The sequence below is a fragment of the Aestuariimicrobium sp. p3-SID1156 genome (genome assembly GCF_025144225.1).
In the GTDB taxonomy this organism is placed as follows: Bacteria; Actinomycetota; Actinomycetes; order Propionibacteriales; family Propionibacteriaceae; genus Aestuariimicrobium.
Window position 1 is genome coordinate 302,423 of sequence record NZ_JALXXB010000001.1, and the last position, 17,808, is coordinate 320,230.

The following is a 17,808-nucleotide window of genomic DNA, read 5'->3' on the forward strand; positions in this document are numbered from 1 at the left end:
TAATTCTGTGGACGCCCCACAACCCTCCAGAACCCCTGGCCGTATTGGAGGGTGAGAGGAGGGTCAGATGGGTCGAGCCACAGACGAGAGCTTCGTGCGCTTCGTCGATGAACGAAGTCCGGAGTTGATGCGGCTGGCACTGCATCTGACTCGTCACCAGGATGAGGCGAAGGACCTCGTCCAAACCTCTCTTGAGCGGGCCTATCGCAAGTGGTCGAAGGTGGAACTCGAGGCAGGCGATGGATTCGGGTACGTGCGTCAGATCATGGTCAATGCCCACACTGACAGCCTGCGCGGCAGGCAGCGATGGGGGCGCAAGGCCGGTATGCGGGACCTCGACCACGAGGTCGTGATGAGCGACGGTGAGTTGCAACCGGTACAGTCCGATCGGCGTGGACCCGAAACGCTGGCAATCCAGCGTGCAACCCTTCGCAAGAATCTCGCGCTGTTGACGGCACGAGAACGAGCAGCAGTCGTGCTGCGCTTCGGGGAGGACCTTCCCGAAGCGGAAGTGGCGCGGCAGATGGGGGTGAGCGTCGGGACGGTGAAGAGCACTGTGTCGAGGGCACTGGCCAAGCTGCAGGTTCACGCCGCCACGTCCACACCTGCGGTGGCCCGGGGAGGAGGGCAGTGATGGACACCGACGATCTGCGTGCCATGTTGCAGGAAGAAGGGCTCCCGGAGGGGCTCGATGGGGAGAAGGTCCTTGCCTTCGCGCACCGCGCCCGGACCCGGCGCCGCGTGGTCGCGGCTGGCACCGGGGCAGCAGCGGTCATCACAGCCGTGGCTGTGGCCTTCGGGGTCAACTCCCTGCGCTCGGACGAGCCGCAGTGGGCCCAGGCCCCCAGCCCGACGACCTCACCCACGTCCACCAGCGACTCGCCCTCGCCCGTGTCGACTCGCACCGTGTCGACTCGCACCGTGTCGACTCCCACCGTGTCGACTCCCACCGTGTCGACTCGCACCCCGTCCACCCCGACACCGGCCAGCTCGGCGCCCGGTTCAGGGTCCAGTGCTGGTTCGACCGGGCGGGGGGCGGGAAGCGTGACCAGCCTCTGCACCCCTGATCTCAGTCTGCAATTCCGCAATTCGCCCAACCTGCTCACCATGGGCCCTGGTGGGACCATGGGCGTCGACCTCCGCGAGGACGGCTGGGTCGAGATCAATGGCAGGAGCGTCCTCGACCTCGGCGAGGGCGACGTCGTCAATGCCCAGACCGATGGCCGCTACGTCGCCTTGTTGGCCACCCCGGGCCAGAACGCCGGGGAGGCGAGTTCGGTGCTCTACCGCTGGGATGCCCAGACCGGAGGCAATGCCGTCCAGGTCCAGGTTGGCGAGCAGGTCTTCTTCAACGGCGATCTCCAGGTGCGCGATGGCTGGGCGCTCCTGACTTCCGGCGGCGAGATGGACACCCAGCGCATCCACCTGGTGAACCTCGACACCGGCGCGAGCAAGGTCGTCCACGTCGGGGAGTACGGCACCGCTGAGCTGCTGCCCCAGGGGGCCTACGCGGTCTACGTGCCCGGCTCGAGTGGAATGGTTGATTCCGGTGACGGTCCGGCGCGCCCCACGTCGGCTGACGGCTCCACCGTGGCGATGTACTCGCCCATCAAGACCAACGGCACCACCTGGGTCTTCGCCAACTCCAACCCCGGCGAGGGCGGAGCCAAGACCATGGTGTGGTCGCCGGCGATGCCGAAGCCGCTGGAGCTCCACGCCGACGGCTCGGACATCTCCCTCGGCTCGGTGGGCACCAACTACGCCCTGAGTCGCCAGGGCCGAGACGGTGACTTCCACCTCGTCGACCTCCGCACGGGCGCCCACGTCGTGCTCCCCAGCGGGCCGCAGGGGCCGTACTACCGCCTCACGCCCCAGGACGTCCTGCTGCGGAACCCGGGAACAACCCACAATGCGACCGGCACCAAGGGGTGGTCCGACCTGTCCACGACGACCCTTCGCTGCTGACCCCCTCACTAGACTTGCGGGGTGAGCGAGCCCCCACGTTCTGACCGACGTCATCTCCGGGTCCTGGCCACAGTGCGGGCCTGGGCCGCCAGTGGACGCTCCCGTGTGCGCGGAGCTGCGGTGCCCAACACCCAAGCCGCCATCGCCGCCACCATCGCCTACCTGATCTGCGCCTACCTCTGGCGGCAGCCCAACCCGGTCTTCGCGGCCGTGTCCTGCTATCTCGCGCTCGGCTTCTCGCGCAACAGGCAGCCGCGACGGGTGCTGGAGATCGGTGTCGGGGTAAGCTTCGGCGTCCTCATCGGCGAACTCGCGGCCAGGGCGATCGGGTTCGGCTGGTGGCAGCTGCTGCTCATCCTGCTGGTCACGCCGCTGCTGGCCCGCATGATGGACCGCTCAGACCTGATGACCTTCCAATCGGCGATCAACGCCATGGTGGTCGCCGCCCTCGCAGCTTTGGCCACCCAGCACGATCTGCCGCATTCCTCGGTGGGGCGCTGGGTTGACTCGCTCACCGGCGCCCTGGTGGGTCTGGTCGCGGCGGTGGTCTTCCCGACCAGTATCACCACCCGCCCGCGTCGCTACACCAGCACCGCCATGCACCGGCTGGGTGAAGCGCTGGAGGCCATGGGCAAGGGCCTGTCCAGGGGGGACGCCGAACTGGTCAGCGCCGCCCAGGGGTATCTCGACGAGGCTCGCCGCCAGCTCACTGATGGCCAGGCTGCCCAGTCCTCGGCAGCAGACATCGCCGCGCTCAACCCGCGCCTGCGTGGGGAACGACGCGAACTCGCCGAACTCGACCGCCTCCTGGAGATCGCCGGACGCCTCCAGATAGCGCTGCAGATGCTCGTTCGGCAGGCGCGCGGAGTGGTCGGCGAGATCGGGCCCAACCCCCGCGGCGGTGAGTTGGTGAGCGACTCTGCCCAGGCGATGCGCCACTTGGCCTCCTCAGTGGGGCACTGGAACAAGCCCGTGAGGGCACGACGCGAGGCCCTCGACATCGCCCATCAGCTCGCTCCGCTGGAGGTGGCTCGCTCGAATGACTGGCGCACCACCTCGCTGGTTTCGCTGCTGCGGGCTGTCGTGGTGGACCTGCTCCAACTCACCGGCCTGTCACTCCACCAGGCGCGCGCCGCGCTCGCGGACGCTCCCACCCGGGAACGCAGTCTGGAACTGGGGCTGGAGGATGCCTCCGGCCTCTGGGGCACCGAGACGTTCCCGGCGATCAGGACCTCCGACGCGACCAGCCCGCAGGGCGGCGCGGGCGATCAGCCGGCCAGCGGCTCGAGGTAGTAGAGCAGGCGCGAGTCCCAGGCCTGGGTGGACCGGTTGAAGTCCCAGCAGGTCACGATCACGATCTGGGGACGCCCGGAGGTGTCGTAGACGGCATTGCTGTTCGGGTCGTAGCTCTTGACCCACACCTTGGTGCGCTTGACCAGGTGGTAGCACTGGGTGCGGCCCGAGGAGTCGCTGAGCTTGACGATCGAGCCGGTGGTGAAGGTGGAGGCCATGCTGTTCCCCAGCGCGCCGCCGTTGCGGTAGGTGTGGATCGTCAGGACAGCCTTGCCCTGGCTGGAGCCGACGCGCGGGCCCCCGGCCCACCACGCGGTGGTGTGGGAGGCCGATTTCGGAGGGGCGCCGGCGGCGCCATTGGCGTCGGTGCCGACGGACATCACCGGTGAGCTGACGCCCATGGAGGGGATGCGCATCCGCGTGGGGGTGATGGGGGTCAGCGTGGTCATGCAGCCTGCGTTCGAGCCGCCGCCAGAACCCCCAGCGCCGGAACCGCCCCCGTTGCCGTTACTGGAGCCATCCCCGTTCGAGCCGCCCGACTTCGAACCGCCCGTACGTGAGCCATTCGTTCCCGTGCCCGATCCGTCGTTCCCGCCAGCGGTCGAGGACGCAGGGGGCTTCGTTCCCGTGCTGGCCTTCAACGTGCTGCTCGGCGCGGCAGGCGTCGGGGAGGCGCTGGCGGGCGAGGTCGGCGCAGAGCTGCTGGCGGCGGTGCTCGGGGCGTCCGAGGTGGGAGGGGCGGCGCTAGATGTCGGAGCAGTGTTGCTGGCCGTCGAGGTGACCGGCTCGGCAGTGAGCTGGTCCTTCGAGGGCATCAGGAGTCGCCAGATGACCAGGGCCGCGACCATCGCGATCACGACCAGGCCGACGACGAGCATGCGTCGCTGCGCGGGACGGAGGGGGGTGGCCACGCCGCCATGCTAATTGACGAGGGTGGCCCCGAGCTACGGTGGACAGGATCCAGCCGGGGGCTGGCCGAGCAGGAACTCATCACCCTCCTCGGCGAGTTCGAGCAGACGACGGCCGAATGGCTGGTCAGTCGGTTCAGGTGACCGTGATCAACCCGCGCGCACCCTTCTCCATGCTCGCGAAGGAGTGGTTGACGAAGGTGTAGGTGCCCGGCTCTCGGAAGACCATCTCCACGAAACCGCCCTGGCAGGGGCCCAGGTCCAGGGCCTGCGATCCACCGCCGTGCGCATTGGGGCGCAGCAACCACTCGCCCTCCTTGAAGACGGTGTCGAACTGGCTCCCCACCACGTGGAAGGTCGTCCCACGCGAGGGCCCGGCCGCCAGCACCCAGATGCGCACCCGCTCGCCCACTCGGGCCACCAGCGGGTCGTGGACGTACTGATTGGCGTGCCCATTCCACATCACCAGGTCGGGGCGCTCCTCGGCGATCTTGGCGCTGTCGACCTCCCCGCCCTCGGGGCCCAGGTAGGCGTCCTGCTGGACGAGGTAGTACTCGCGGTCCACCGTCGCCAGGCCGGTGGGCGGCACAATGACAGCGCCGTACATGCCGGCCGCCACGTGGGCGCTGAGCGGCATCGTGGAGCAGTGGTAGAGCCAGATCCCCGAGCGCCGCGCGACGAACGGGTAGACCAGTTCCTCCCCCGGCGCGATGGTGCGCATCACCTGATTGGGTGATACGTCGCCGGCGTGGAAGTCGATCGAGTGCCCCATGGTGCCCTTGTTCCTCAGCCTCACCGTGACCGTGCGGCCCAGGGAGGCCTGCACTAGCGGCCCCATCACGCGTCCGTTGTAGGTCATCGCGTTCTGGGTCACCCCGGGCGCGAATTCCTGCACGGATTCGGTGACGACGAACTCGTGGGTGACATCGCCGGCCGGGGTCTCGGGCACCACCGCGGAGCGGGTGCGGAAGTTCTTGCCGGGCTTGGCGGCCAGGTCGATCGGCTGCTGCTGGTGTTGCTGGTGCGGGGCCGTGGTGGCGGCAGCCGCCGTCGACCCGGTGGTGCGGACGTGGAAGACCATGCCCATCGCGCGGTGTCCGACGATGGTGCACCAGCCCTCGAGCGGCTGGCCGACCACACCCAGGTCAAGGGTCGACTTCTGCCCGTGCTTGAGCCTGCCGGAGGTCACACCGGAGGCGAAGTAGAGGTCGTGGACCTGGGTCGGGTCGTCATTGGTGAGGTGGATCACCACGCGGTCCCCGGGGTTCACCTCGACGTGGTCGGGGATGAACCGCATGTCCTTGGCGCTCACGGTCGCCTCGACGGTGCGTCCGGTCGCGGGGACGTTCTGGCCCTGCCTCCCACCGCCTCCGATGCGGCGGCGGTCGAAGAGCGCCATCGCGCCCACCACCGCGCCCAGCCCGACCGCACCCTCAATCAGGTCGCGGCGCCCCCGATTCGCGGTCTGCTCGATGACCGCTGCGGGCGTGCCCACGGCGCTCGGGGCCACGGGGATGGTCTTCGACTGCGGGTTCTCCAGGCGCACCGTCGTGAAGGTGCGCACCATGGACAGGATCAGCGGCACGATCGCCGCGTAGGCGCCGAACACCAGCAGCGAGCTCACGACGCGCGCCATGGAGGACTCAGCCAGCAGGTAGGCGACCAGGCCGGCATTGGCCAGGCTCACTCGCAGGGCCCAGGCCCGGTTCATCACCGCATTGGTCGCCCGCACGGTGCGCGGCCCGCCGCCCATCACCACCGGCATCAGGTAACTCATCGCACCCAGGACGAGCTGCACCAGACCGCCGGCCACGAGTGGGCCGGTGGGCGACTTCACGCCCTCAGCGTCCATCACCTCACGGGTGGCGACCTGCCAGAGCAGCCAGGCGATGCAGCCGGCGACCCAGACGACTGCTGCGGCGACCGACCAGGTCGGGAAGTCCTTCGGGGGCTTGCGGCGGGCCACCGCGATCGCCGGCGCAGCGGCGAATCCGAGACCGACCAGCCAGGCACCGAGCCCGGCAACCGCGACCCAGCGCCAGCCCAGTGCCGCGCCAGTGGCGCCGACCAGGACGGCGGCAAGCATCAGCGGCAGGGCGATGCGGTGGGCCTTCTCACTCCAGCCCGCCATCGGGGTGCGGAGCATCGTGGGCCACAGCGTCAGCAGGGTGGCGGTGGCGGTCAGCCCGACGAAGCCCAGCACATTCAGCAGCAGGTGCGCGATCAGGAGGCGTCCCTGCCAGGGTTCAGGCTGGCTGAAGGACATGATTGCGCCGATGACGGCGCCCGCCGGCAGCAGCGCGGCGGCGGCCAGGTACCAGCGCACGACGTGGCCGAAGCGGGCCGGCAGGGCGGCCTTCGACTGGTTGGCGAGCGAGGCGGCATGCCACAGCAGTGCCAGCCCCACGACCGTGGCGCCGACCGTGGTCACCCAGGGCCACTCACCGACCATGCCGGCGGAGGTCACGACGATGCCCAGGTTGAGCAGCCGCATCCGCATGACCTGCTTGCTGTGGGAGGAATCGGTGCGGCGGGCATGCAGGAGGGAGTCCGCGAAGTGCTGGCTCCAGATGAGGATCGAGTTGGTGACCACGCCGAGCGTGGCCATGTGGACCAGCAGCCAGCGGGACTGAGGGATCCAGCGGTGGATGAAACCCAGCACGATGAGCGCCACCAACCAGGCCATCACCGGCCGCGAGGCCTTGCGATGCCAGGCACGCCTGTCGAGGGCATCACGCTGTCCGGAGGGCCGGGAGGGGCGATCAGCGGCAAGGCGGGAGGACAGGTCGATCACACCCTCCATCGTGCCCTGTGGCTGTGACAGATCGCGCACCGGGTCCACCCGAGGGGGGCATTGTATCGCTGGGCCACCCGACCGGGGGAGATTGGTCGGGATGGGTCTTTCCTTATTCGTCAGGGGCTGATAGAAGTGAGGCATGACAGTCGACCCGCCCTGCGCGACCGACGCCGCTTACGAGGACCCGATTCCGCTGTGGCCCGATGCTGTCGCCATTGAATCCCTTGAGGACGCCCAGGTCGAGGGCTTCGTGATCGTCTGCCAGTGCGAGGGCGGCTCGCTGCTGATGGCGCGACACGATCGCCTGGCTGCCGGCGTCCAGTTGTGGGAACTGCCGCGGGCACCGCTCGCCTTCGAGGCCGACGCCGAGCAGGCCGCCGCCACGCTGCTGCAGGAGGTCGGCCTGCGCGCCACCAAGGCGCAACTGCTCGGACGCTTCCATCCGGACGCCGGCTCGCTGCCACTCAGGATGGACGTGGTCCTTCTGGAGACCGCGGATGTCGTCCTCCCCGATCCTGGGCGTGACGGGGACGGCCCGGTCCTGGACTGGGTCGGTGAGGACGAGCTGGACCTGATGATGATGTCCGGCTCGCTGCGCGATGGTGTCAGTCTGTCGGCGCTCACGCTGTGGCGGGCATGGCGAGCCGGCGAGGATGCGCTCCCGGCCTGAGCCGGGTCACCCTGCCAGTTCCTCTTCTCGGCGCCGTCAGGCCAGCTTGCGGAACACCGGCTGGTCCGGGCTCGACACCTCGGCGGCGTACCGGTACCCGCCACCGTCGAACTCAGTGATCGCCTTCACGCTGCGGACGCGCTCGGTCACCAGCCAGCCGGCCATCTCGCCGCGGGCTCGCTTGGCGGGGAAGGAGATCACCTTCCAGTTCCCCGATCGGTCCCGGTCCTCGAAGCGGGGCGTCACGACTCTGGCGTCCAGCTCGTCGAACTTCACCGCACCGGCGTACTCGGCCGAGGCCAGGTTCACCACGACATCCGGACCCGGCGACCCGGCCAGGTCAGCGGCGACCAGGTCGGTGATGCGCGAACCCCAGTACTGGTAGAGGGTTGTGCCCCGCTCGGTGGCCAGATGCGTCCCCATTTCGAGGCGATAGGGCTGGATCAGGTCGAGCGGTCGCAACAGGCCATAGAGCCCCGACAGGACGCGCAGGGTCTTCTGCGCCTCGGTCCAGTCGCGGGCATCGAAGCGCTCCCGGGCGTCCAGGCCCTGGTAGACGTCGCCGGAGAACATCAGCATCGCCGGGCGCGCATTCCTTGTCGTGAACGGCAGCTCGAAGGACGTGTAACGCTCCACGTTCAGCGCCGCGAGCTCATCGGAAATCCCCATCAGCTCCGCCACCTGCGAGACCGACTTGCCACGCAACACGCGCACGAGCTCCTCGGACGCCTCCAACAGGCGCGGCTCAGTGTGCTTGCGGGTCGGCAGTGGGGACTCGAGATCCAGTGATTTTGCGGGGGAGAGCAGGGCGAGCATGTCTTGAGGGTAGCGGGCTGGCCCGCCTCCCCTCAGCTGCCGATCGGGTGGGACAGGACCAGAAGGCGATCCGGGTCCATCTGGTCCCGAATCGCGCCCAGCCGTTCCCACGACGCGACCGGATACAGGCTCTCGGAAGGAGCCGGCCGGTTCGTGAAGTTGGCAAACCGCCGACCCGTCGACCAGGGCTGCATCGCCTCGACCAGCACAGAGCCGGCTTCGACCCCGGCAGCGGCCATCTCAGGGGTCGCCGCGATCGCGGCGGTGAACAGCGCGTACTGCCCCGCAAGTGAGCCCACCGCCCCCGCGCCCACAGGTGCTTCGCCCAGAGCGCCGCCGAGATGCCGCAGTTCAGCGGCCAGCAGCGGGCTCCCGGAGGGGACGGCGGTGATGAAGGCCTCCACCGCCGCGTCATCCAGGTGGGTCAGTAGGGCGTGGTCCGAGACCGACGGTGTCGGACCTTCCGGATCCAGGTGGATGCGGGTCACGGCAGGCGCCGGGATGCGTGCGAACGTGTCGATCTCGGGCGACAACGCCCGCAACGGCTCCAGAAGTTCCGCGGCCCTCCGATCATCCTCCAGGATCGCGCCGTCGATGACGACCAGTTCACGACCCCGCACGGGCTCTGGAACCTCGGGCAGCGGTGGCACGGTCAGCAGGCGCAGAGACGTTGTCGCGGTGTCGGGGACAGTCCCGGTCCAGCGCACCCAGGCCGGAACCACCTCTGCGGCGCAGCTGCGGTCCCAGGCGAGCATCCCGGCAGGGACGTCCACATGGGGGAGTAGTTGGAGCTCGACGCTGGTGACGATCCCGAAAGAACCTCCTCCCCCACGCACAGCCCAGAACAGGTCGGCATTCTCCGAGTCAGAGCAGCGGACCACGTCCCCGGAGGCGGTCACCACCTGAGCCGAGCGCAGCTGGTTGCAGCCGAGCCCGTAGCGCCGCGAGTACCAGCCGATGCCGCCACCCAGCAGGAAGCCGATCGCCGCCACGTCCGGCGCACTGCCATGGTTCGCGGTGAAACCGTGCGGTGCCGCCGCGTCCAGCACGTGCTGCCACAGTGCACCGGGCCCGATGACTGCGAGCCCCGCTTCCGGGTCGATGGTGACGGAATCGAGCCGACCCAGCCTCATCAGCACGGTGTCCTGCCAGATGTCTGGTGTCAGTGCTCCCGCATGGTGGCCGGTGGCCTGGGGCATGATCCGAAGACCGGCCTCGCGTGCAGCGTGGACGACGCGCACGACCTCCGCCACGGAACGAGGCTCGACGACTGCCACGGGGGTTTGGTCGACATTGCAGGCCCACGGCAACCGCGCCGCGTCGAAGCCGGGGTCACCAGCGAGGTGCACGATCACGCCATCCAGGTTGCGGAGACCCGGCGCGGTGGAGGAATCGGGGGCAAGGGCAGTCATGGTGGTAGTTTGCGGACAACCCGGAGCCTCCGACCATCCCACAATGTTGGGGTTTTTCGGCCGTGCTTCCGACGCCGTTCTGGCCCCAGCCCATGCGATGGTGTCCGCCATGAGGATCGCTGCCCAGCGGGCGCGGCGTGAACTGGAACTCCTGGCTCGCGCCGGTTTGGATCTCGCGTCATTCGTGGACGAGGTGATGTCCGCGCTCCAACCGGTCGTGCCCTCAGCCGGCTCCTGCTTCGCCACCCTCGACCCTGCCACCGGGCTGATCTCCGGCAGCTTCAAGTACGGCCCGCACGCCGCGGACCGCCGCTACGACGCTGCCTGGGGCCTGATCGAGTTCGGTGAGCCGGACGAGACCAGCTTCCACCGGCTGCTCGAGCGGGGTGTGGACGCCGTGTCCATGTCAGTGGAGACCGATGGCCAGGTCCATCGCAGCCCCCGCCTCGGCGCCGTCCTCATCCCCGCTTTCGGGGTTGGTGACGAACTGCGAGCAATCTGTCGGGACCGAACGTCCCCCTGGGGAGCGCTGTCGCTGTTCCGCCCCCAGAAGGACATTGCCTTCAGCGTCGCTGAGACCTGCTTCATGGCGTCGGTGTCGGGCGTCATCGCCCATGGGGTGCGGCAGGGGATTCTGCGCCAGCGGGCCGTCACCCCACCGTCCGCGTCGGCCCCGGCTGTCCTGATTGTGGACGCCAGGGGTGAGGTGCACTTGCGGTCTGCACATGCCGAAGGGTTGTTGGCCCTGCTCGAGTGGCGTGAGCGGCCACATTCCGCCCCTGCCACCTTCCCACCCCTGTTCTGGACGCTTGTCGCCGCTGCCAGGGTGCACGCCCAGCAGGATCCCCAGTCCTCGACCCATACCCGTGTCCGTACTGCGCAGGGGGGCTGGCTCGTCCTCCACGCCGCACCCCTGCATGGCCCCGACAGTCGCCCCGGGGATGTGGCCGTCACCATCACCCACGCCCGGGCACCGGAGGTGATGTCGTTGCTGCTGGCCGCGTCCGGACTCACCGATCGGGAATGCCAGGTCGCTGAACTCGTGCTGCGCGGCGCCTCGACCAAGGAGATCGCCGCCACCTTGTGCCTGTCGCCGTACACGGTGCAGGACCACCTGAAAGTGGTCTTCGGGAAAGTCGGTGTGCGCAGCCGGCGCGAGCTGATCTCTCGCATCTACGTCACTGGCTGAGCACATCGCGGCACCTGCTAGGTTGGCATGAGGACGCGGGGTGCCGAGCGATCGGCTGAGATCACACCCGTCGAACCTGCTCTAGTTCGAACTAGCGAAGGGACGTCTCAGGATGAGCGCACCTGCTGTCACCGTTGACCAGCTTGCCCGGGCCCATCAGGCCGTTCTCGACCACACCCCACTGGTGCAGTGCATCACCAATATCGTGGTCGCCAATGTCACCGCCAATGTGCTGCTGGCAGCCGGTGCCTCCCCGGCCATGTGCGACACCATCACCGAGGCCGCAACCTTCGCCGAGGTGGCCTCCGGCGTCCTGATCAACCTCGGCTCCCCCTACCTGGAGACCATCGAGGCGATGCGGCTGGCCGCCCCCGCTGCCCGCGCCGCCGGGACGCCCTGGGTGCTCGACCCGATCGCCGCCGGCGGGCTGCCGGTCCGCACCGCCGTCGCCCGCGACCTGCTCGCACACAAGCCGACCATCATCCGCGGCAATGCCTCCGAGATCTCCGGGCTCGCCGGCGGCGCCGGCGGTCGCGGGGTGGACGCCACCGATTCGCCGGAAGCAGTTCTCGACGTCGCGAAGGAGCTCGCTCGCAGCACCGGCGCTGTCGTCGCCGTGTCCGGTGCGGTCGACCACCTCACTGATGGTGAGCAGGTGGTCCGGATCGCCAACGGTGACGAGCTGATGACCAAGGTGACCGGCGTGGGTTGCTCGCTGGGTGCGCTGATGGCTGCCTACGCGTCCGAGGCCGAACCGCTGGTCGCCGCTGCGGCCGCGACCGCCGTGCTCTGCGTCGCTGCCGATGCTGCCGTCGAGAAGTGCGCCGGCCCGGGCAGCTTCGCGATGCACCTCATTGATGAGCTGCATGCCCTCACTCCTGAGCAGCTGGCCGCGAGGGTGAAGCTGTCATGAGCCACGCCTTCGACCTGACCTGTTATGTCATCACCGACACCGCCATGTGCGGTGGGGTCGAGGGGGTCGTCCGTACCGTCGAGGCAGCCGTCGACAACGGTGCCAGCTTCATCCAGGTGCGCGATCCGGACGCCTCCCGCGACCAGTTCGCCGAACTTTCCCGCGCGGTGGTCACGGCGGTCGACGGTCGCGTCACCGTCGTGCTGAATGACTGGGTCGACCTGGTCGCCGAGACCGGCGCGCATGGCGCCCACATCGGCCAGAACGACATGGACCCCCGCGAGGCACGCCGGATCCTTGGTCCCGACGCGATCCTCGGGCTGTCCGCCCAGACCATGGAGCAGGTCCGGGCGATTAACGACCTGCCGCTGGGCACCGTCGACTACCTGGGCCTGGGGCCGATCTTCGACCAGACCACCAAGCCCAATGCGGTGGCGAGCTCCGGGCCGGACCACATCCGAGCGCTGGCCCAGGCATCCGAGGTGCCGTGCGTGGCCATCGGCGGCATCAAGCCCGGGCGCCTGCAGACGGTGCGCGCGACCGGAGTAACCGGCTTCTCCGTGGTCAGCGCCGTGTGCGCCGCCGAGGACCCGGGCGCTGCCACCCGCCAACTGATCGAGGAGTGGAACCAGTGACCTCCGTTCCCAAGGTGCTGACCATCGCCGGCGTCGACCCCAGCGGTGGCGCCGGGGTGTTCGCCGACGTCAAGGCCTTCAGCGCGCTCGGCGCCTACGGCATGGGCATCATCGCAGCGCTGACTGCCCAATCCACGAAGGGTGTGACCGGTTTCGTCGCTGCCGAGCCCGAATTCGTCCGGCAGCAGTGGGACACCCTGGTCGACGACATCGTCCCCGATGCGATCAAGATCGGCATGCTCGCCAATGCGCGGGTGGCGACCTCCGTCGGCACGATCCTCGACGACTACCGCGAACGTCGCGGCGAGGACGCCCACGTCGTGCTCGACCCGGTCATGGTCGCCACCTCCGGTGACCGGCTGCTCGACGAGGAGGCTGAACAGGCCGTGCGGGAGCTGGTCCCACGGGCATCCCTGATCACGCCCAATCTGCCGGAGGCCGCCGTGCTGCTCGGTGTGGAGACGGCACGCGACCAGGAGCAGATGGCGACCCAGGCGCGGGCGCTGCTCGCGATGGGGGCCCAGCGCGTCCTGATCAAGGCGGGGCACCTGGCCGGGCCGGAGGCGACCGACCTGTACGCCGATGCGGACGGCATCGTGGAGGTCACCGCGCACCGGGTCGCAACGGAGAACACCCACGGGACGGGGTGCACGCTGTCCTCGGCGATCGCTGCGCTGCGTCCCCGGACTGAGGACTGGCCGACGGCGGTACAGGAGGCCAAGGAATACCTGACCGGCGCGCTGGAGCACGCCGACGAACTCGAGGTGGGCCAGGGGCACGGGCCCGTGCACCACTTCTGGAAGCTGTGGGAGAAGGGAGAGCAGTGATGGGGTTCAGCGACGAGGTCTGGGAGAAGACCCAGCCGATCATGCAGGCGATCCACGAGCATCCGTTCGTGAAGGCGCTCGGGGACGGGTCACTGGATCGCGAGGTGTTCACCCATTACATGACCCAGGATGCGCTCTACTTGGCCGACTACGGCCGCGCGATGGGGCTGCTGGCCGCCAAGGCCCTGGACGCCGAGGAGGTGGCGTTCTGGGCCAACGGCGTGATCGGCGCGATCGTGGCCGAGCGTGAACTGCACTCCACGCACGTGGACCTGGACTTCGGTGACATGTCGCCAACCTGTGGGGCCTACACAAACTTCCTGCTGGCACGGGCGGCTGTTTCCCCTTATGAGGTGGGAGTTGCGGCGATCCTGCCGTGCTTCTGGATCTACCAGGTCGTCGGCGAGCGACTGCTCGAGGCGGCCGGGGACCTGGACAAGCATCCCTATGGGGACTGGATCGGCGTCTACTCCGACCCCGAGTTCGCCGAGTCGACCGCGAAGGCGCGGAGGATTGCCGATGGGCTGGCCGAGACCGCCACCCCGGCGGTGCGCGAGCAGATGGTCGAGGCCTATGTCACGGCAGCGAGGTACGAGTGGATGTTCTGGGACGCCGCCTGGCGCCGGGAGGGCTGGCCGGTCTGATCGAGCCGCGCACCACCCGTGCGGGTGGTGAGCAGTGAATCACCACGCGTGCGAAGCACGGTGTGGCAGGGTGGGGACACCCCAGGAGAGGACCTCGCCGTGATCACCTTCGAGCACGTGGCCAAGTCCTACCCCGACGGCACCCGCGCCGTGGAGGACTTCAGTGCCGAGGTGCCGGTCGGATCGACCACAGTGCTGGTGGGCTCGTCAGGGTGCGGCAAGACGACGCTGCTGCGCATGGTGAACCGGATGGTCCAGCCGAGCTCCGGACGCGTCCTGCTCGACGGGCGCGACGTCGCATCGCAGGACCCGGTGACGCTGCGCCGCGGCATCGGCTACGTGATGCAGAGCGGTGGCCTGCTGCCGCACCGCCGCGTCCTGGACAACATCGCCACCGTGCCGCTGCTGGAGGGTGTCTCGAAGAAGGACGCCCACGGTCGCGCGCTGGAGCTGATGGATCTCGTCGGCCTTGACCGTTCCATGGCCCGTCGCTACCCGCACCAGCTCTCCGGAGGCCAGCAACAGCGCGTCGGAGTGGCTCGCGCCCTGGCCGCCGACCCGGCGGTGCTGCTGATGGACGAACCCTTCGCCGCCGTCGACCCGCTGGTCCGCCGCGACCTGCAGCAGTGGCTGCTCGGGCTGCAGGGTGAGCTCGGCAAGACGGTCCTGTTCATTACCCACGACATCGCGGAGGCGTTGCTGCTCGGCGACCAGATCCTGATCCTCGCTCCCGGCGCGCAGGTTGCCCAGCGTGGCACCGGGGAGGAGATCCTCGCCCAGCCCGCCAACGACTTCGTCCGCGATTTCGTCGGCCTGGCCGCAGGGGAGCGGGTGTTGCACCCCTCGGGGAGCGGTGACCGCACCGTTCTTCTGGACGCCCAGGGTCGCGCGGTGGGTGTGCTCGGCGAACCGGGGCAGCATCGATGAGCTGGACGCTGGACAACCTGGATGTGATCGGGCAATTGCTCGGTCGTCACCTGCTGCTCTCGCTCCCGCCGATCGTGTTGAGCCTGCTGCTCGCCATCCCCCTGGCATGGGTCGCCACCCGCGTGAGGGTGCTGCGCGCGATGCTGGTCGGCGGCTCGGCGCTGCTCTACGCCATCCCCTCGCTACCGCTGTTCGTCATCCTTCCGCTGGTGCTGGGGACCGGCATCCGCTCGCAATGGAACATCATCGTCGCGCTCACGCTCTACGGGGTGGCGCTGATGCTGCCCGCGACAGTGGACGCGCTGGCCCAGGTGAACCCGCGAGTTCTCGACGCCGCGCAGGCCATGGGCTACCCATCGTTGAGCCGGTTCCTGGCCGTGGAACTGCCGCTGGCCGGTCCGACAATGCTTGCCGGCCTGCGGGTGGTCGCGGTGAGTACCGTCTCGCTGGTCACCGTCGGGGCGGTGCTCGGGGTGCCCAGCCTGGGGTCGCTGTTCACCGACGGCTTCCAGCGCGGCATCACCGAGGAGATCGTGGTCGGGCTGGTGCTGACGATGCTGCTCGCGCTGGTCCTCGACCTGCTCATCGCCCACCTCGGACGCCTGCTGCTGCCCTGGTCGCGACCCCTGCGCCGGGGTGCGGTGGGGCAGGGGGCGCCATGATCCAGCTCCGCGCGGCCCTCGACTGGCTCGCCGACGGGCAGAACTGGACCGGAGCCCATGGCGCCGGCGTCCTGGTGTGGCAGCACCTGTGGTACTCGCTGCTCGCCGTGGCCATCGCTGCTGCAGTGGCGATCCCGGTGGGGTGGTGGGTCGGGCACACCCGGCGCGGCCGCGGGCTGGCTGTGGGCGTCACCGGCGCGGCTCGGGCGCTCCCCACCTTGGGTCTGGTCACCCTGCTCGGGCTGATGCTGGGGGTGGGGTTGCAGGCACCGATCCTGGCGCTGGTGGTGCTTGCGATCCCCAGCGTGCTGGCTGGGGCCTACTCCTCCCTGGAGGCGGTGGACCCCCAGGTCGTCGATGGCGCCCGGGCCAGCGGGATGAGCGAGCTGCAGGTGCTCAGCAAGGTGGAAGTGCCGCTCGGGATGCCCGTCCTGGTGGGGGGCCTGCGCTCGGCGATGCTGCAGGTGATCGCGACTGCCACCCTGGCCGCCTATGTTGGCGGCGGTGGCCTGGGGCGCCTGCTGTTCCTGGGGTTGAAGACCCAGCGCTATGACCTGATGCTGGCGGCGTCCCTGCTCGTGATCGCACTGGCGCTGGCCAGCGAGGTCGTGTTCACCCTGCTGCAACAACTGCTGACCCCGGTGAGCGCCCGCCGATGACACTGCCATCCGTAGATGAAAACTCCGATGAGTACAGGAACGAAAGGAACGACCATGACCCTCTCCCGTCGTGACCTCGGACATTGGGGGCTGGCCGCGGGGGCCGGACTCCTCGGCCTGGCCGGCTGCTCCACTGACGACCCGCTCGCACCCGCCACGAGCGGAGGGGATGCCGGGAGTCAGGCTGCGGGCGTCCTCGTGGTCGGATCGCAGCAGTACTACTCGAACGAGATCATCGCCGAGCTCTATGCGCAGGTGCTGGAGAAGGCCGGCCTGACGGTGAAACGGCAGTACCAGATCGGCCAGCGCGAGGTGTACCTGCCCGAGATCAAGGCCGGCAGGATCGACGTCTTCCCCGAGTACACCGGCAACCTGATGCAGTACCTGGACAAGAACGCGAAGGCGACCGATGAGGCCGGGATCCAGGAGGCGATCAGCAAGGCCCTGCCCGATGGCCTGCGGGTGCTGAAGCCCGCGACGGCCTCGGACCAGGATTCCTACACCGTGACCCCGGAGTTCGCCGCCAAGCACGGGCTGAAGTCCATCGCCGACCTGGCCAAGGCGGGGAAGGTGAAGATCGCCGCCAACAGCGAGTTCGCCGAGCGTCCCTACGGGCCGAAGGGAGCGAAGTCGGCCTACGGGATCGACGTGGAGGTGCTGCCCGTGGAGGATTCCGGCGGCCCGCTGACGGTCAAGGCGCTGCTCGACGGCAAGGCGCAGGTCGCCGACCTGTACACCGCCAGCCCCGTGATCGCCGAGAAGAAGCTGGTGGTGCTGGAGGATCCGAAGAACCTGATCCTCCCGCAGCAGGTGGTGCCGGTGGTGTCGAAGAAGGTCGATGACAAGGCCGCCGGTGTGATCGATGCGGTGAACGCAAAACTGACCCCGGAGGTGCTGCAGAAGCTGAACGCGCAGTCGGTGAGCGAGAAGAAGAAGTCCAAGGAGATCGCTTCGGGTTGGCTCACGGAGCAGGGGCTCCTCTGATAGCGAACCATGATTCGTATTTTGCGTCCCCGCTGCAGCGAGGCCGGCGACGGTTGAACGCCAGGTGAACGACGGCTTAAACCTTGGCTGGCTCCTGCCTGGGGGTTGACCCCGAGTCGCCCTCGACGGTGACAATCTCATCGCTGTTCACCCGCGACCCCCAGATGCACTTGTCCTGCCGTCGCCGAACATTTGACGACTCCGGCACGACGAGCTGCAGGAGAGCTGGGACCTTGGCCACGGCCAGTCCATGGAGGAGTGCGGCTGACTCCAGCCCCAGGATCCCGGTCTCCTGGCGCGCCAGCGCGAGATGTTGCTGGCGCGGTGACTTGAGGACCTCGCGCGTGTAGCGGCCCCTGCCGACGCGATGGAGCTTGCCCGCGCTGACCTGGCCTCGGATGTCGGCATCGGTGAGCCCGGTGGCGAGGAGGGCTGCGCGGGTGAGGTAGGTCATGCGTCCATCCACGCGGATTCGGTTCAGGGGTACAACCCCCCGGGCACCGATCT

The 17,808-nt window shown here is 68.8% G+C and carries 19 protein-coding genes and 1 riboswitch; of the genes, 14 read left to right on the forward strand and 5 right to left on the reverse strand.

The genetic code is table 11. The features are described 5' to 3' along the window. The first annotated feature begins 67 nt into the window (after positions 1-67). The 3 genes from M3G03_RS01395 to M3G03_RS01405 are packed head-to-tail and all read left to right on the forward strand — an operon-like array spanning position 68 to position 3,258. Positions 68-634, forward strand: coding sequence for a SigE family RNA polymerase sigma factor (locus M3G03_RS01395; RefSeq protein ID WP_259807538.1), 567 nt, complete (start codon positions 68-70; stop codon positions 632-634). Further along, positions 634-1,965, forward strand: a complete 1,332-nt coding sequence (locus M3G03_RS01400; protein ID WP_259807540.1) for a hypothetical protein — start codon at positions 634-636, stop codon at positions 1,963-1,965. The genes M3G03_RS01395 and M3G03_RS01400 overlap by 1 nt, the downstream gene beginning before the upstream one ends. A 21-nt stretch (positions 1,966-1,986) precedes the next feature. Further along, a complete protein-coding gene (locus tag M3G03_RS01405; RefSeq protein ID WP_259807542.1) occupies positions 1,987-3,258 on the forward strand; it encodes an aromatic acid exporter family protein in 1,272 nt (423 codons plus the stop codon). On the opposite strand, the gene M3G03_RS01410 is transcribed toward M3G03_RS01405, so the two are convergent. Beyond that, positions 3,234-4,169, reverse strand: a complete 936-nt coding sequence (locus tag M3G03_RS01410) for a class F sortase (protein ID WP_259807544.1) — start codon at positions 4,167-4,169, stop codon at positions 3,234-3,236. The genes M3G03_RS01405 and M3G03_RS01410 overlap by 25 nt on opposite strands. A 6-nt stretch (positions 4,170-4,175) precedes the next feature. Here M3G03_RS01410 and M3G03_RS01415 point away from each other — a divergent pair, with 6 nt between their 5' ends. Further along, entirely contained in the window at positions 4,176-4,310 is a 135-nt protein-coding gene (locus tag M3G03_RS01415) for a hypothetical protein (protein WP_259807545.1), read from the forward strand. Here the strand turns inward: M3G03_RS01415 and M3G03_RS01420 are convergent. Then, complete coding sequence (locus M3G03_RS01420; protein ID WP_259807911.1) at positions 4,303-6,969, reverse strand: multicopper oxidase domain-containing protein; 2,667 nt, start codon at positions 6,967-6,969, stop codon at positions 4,303-4,305. The genes M3G03_RS01415 and M3G03_RS01420 overlap by 8 nt on opposite strands. Before the next feature lie 133 nt (positions 6,970-7,102). Here M3G03_RS01420 and M3G03_RS01425 point away from each other — a divergent pair, with 133 nt between their 5' ends. Beyond that, positions 7,103-7,633 (forward strand): hypothetical protein, encoded by a 531-nt coding sequence (locus tag M3G03_RS01425; protein WP_259807547.1) that lies wholly within the window; start codon positions 7,103-7,105, stop codon positions 7,631-7,633. A 36-nt stretch (positions 7,634-7,669) separates the two neighbouring features. Here the strand turns inward: M3G03_RS01425 and yaaA are convergent, their stop codons facing one another. Then, on the reverse strand, positions 7,670-8,449 hold the full coding sequence (gene yaaA, locus M3G03_RS01430) for a peroxide stress protein YaaA (protein WP_259807548.1): 780 nt from the start codon (positions 8,447-8,449) through the stop codon (positions 7,670-7,672). 32 nt (positions 8,450-8,481) lie between these two features. Further along, the gene (locus tag M3G03_RS01435) at positions 8,482-9,861 is read right to left on the reverse strand and encodes an FAD-binding oxidoreductase (RefSeq protein WP_259807549.1); all 1,380 of its coding nucleotides are present in this window, start codon (positions 9,859-9,861) and stop codon (positions 8,482-8,484) included. 109 nt (positions 9,862-9,970) lie between these two features. Between M3G03_RS01435 and M3G03_RS01440 the strand changes: the two genes are divergently transcribed. The 9 genes from M3G03_RS01440 to M3G03_RS01480 all read left to right on the forward strand — a co-directional run bounded on the left by M3G03_RS01440 (position 9,971) and on the right by M3G03_RS01480 (position 17,301). Beyond that, positions 9,971-11,050, forward strand: a complete 1,080-nt coding sequence (locus M3G03_RS01440) for a helix-turn-helix transcriptional regulator (RefSeq protein WP_259807550.1) — start codon at positions 9,971-9,973, stop codon at positions 11,048-11,050. A gap of 26 nt (positions 11,051-11,076) precedes the next feature. Further along, positions 11,077-11,170: riboswitch (TPP riboswitch) on the forward strand. Then, a complete protein-coding gene (thiM, locus tag M3G03_RS01445; RefSeq protein WP_259807554.1) occupies positions 11,163-11,963 on the forward strand; it encodes a hydroxyethylthiazole kinase in 801 nt (266 codons plus the stop codon). It overlaps the preceding riboswitch by 8 nt. After that, positions 11,960-12,598, forward strand: a complete 639-nt coding sequence (thiE, locus tag M3G03_RS01450; RefSeq protein ID WP_259807556.1) for a thiamine phosphate synthase — start codon at positions 11,960-11,962, stop codon at positions 12,596-12,598. Before thiM ends, thiE begins: the two co-directional genes overlap by 4 nt. Next, entirely contained in the window at positions 12,595-13,425 is an 831-nt protein-coding gene (gene thiD / locus M3G03_RS01455; protein ID WP_259807558.1) for a bifunctional hydroxymethylpyrimidine kinase/phosphomethylpyrimidine kinase, read from the forward strand. The genes thiE and thiD overlap by 4 nt, the downstream gene beginning before the upstream one ends. Continuing rightward, positions 13,425-14,069: a TenA family protein gene (locus M3G03_RS01460; RefSeq protein WP_259807560.1), complete on the forward strand. Its 645-nt coding sequence runs from the start codon at positions 13,425-13,427 to the stop codon at positions 14,067-14,069. The genes thiD and M3G03_RS01460 overlap by 1 nt, the downstream gene beginning before the upstream one ends. A gap of 99 nt (positions 14,070-14,168) precedes the next feature. Continuing rightward, the gene (locus M3G03_RS01465) at positions 14,169-14,996 is read left to right on the forward strand and encodes an ABC transporter ATP-binding protein (RefSeq protein WP_259807562.1); all 828 of its coding nucleotides are present in this window, start codon (positions 14,169-14,171) and stop codon (positions 14,994-14,996) included. Beyond that, positions 14,993-15,658, forward strand: coding sequence for an ABC transporter permease (locus M3G03_RS01470; protein ID WP_259807564.1), 666 nt, complete (start codon positions 14,993-14,995; stop codon positions 15,656-15,658). Before M3G03_RS01465 ends, M3G03_RS01470 begins: the two co-directional genes overlap by 4 nt. After that, a complete protein-coding gene (locus tag M3G03_RS01475; protein ID WP_259807566.1) occupies positions 15,655-16,317 on the forward strand; it encodes an ABC transporter permease in 663 nt (220 codons plus the stop codon). The genes M3G03_RS01470 and M3G03_RS01475 overlap by 4 nt, the downstream gene beginning before the upstream one ends. Before the next feature lie 54 nt (positions 16,318-16,371). Further along, a complete protein-coding gene (locus M3G03_RS01480; protein WP_259807568.1) occupies positions 16,372-17,301 on the forward strand; it encodes an ABC transporter substrate-binding protein in 930 nt (309 codons plus the stop codon). 76 nt (positions 17,302-17,377) lie between these two features. Here the strand turns inward: M3G03_RS01480 and M3G03_RS01485 are convergent, their stop codons facing one another. Then, on the reverse strand, positions 17,378-17,755 hold the full coding sequence (locus M3G03_RS01485; protein WP_259807569.1) for a hypothetical protein: 378 nt from the start codon (positions 17,753-17,755) through the stop codon (positions 17,378-17,380). Positions 17,756-17,808 lie beyond the last annotated feature (53 nt).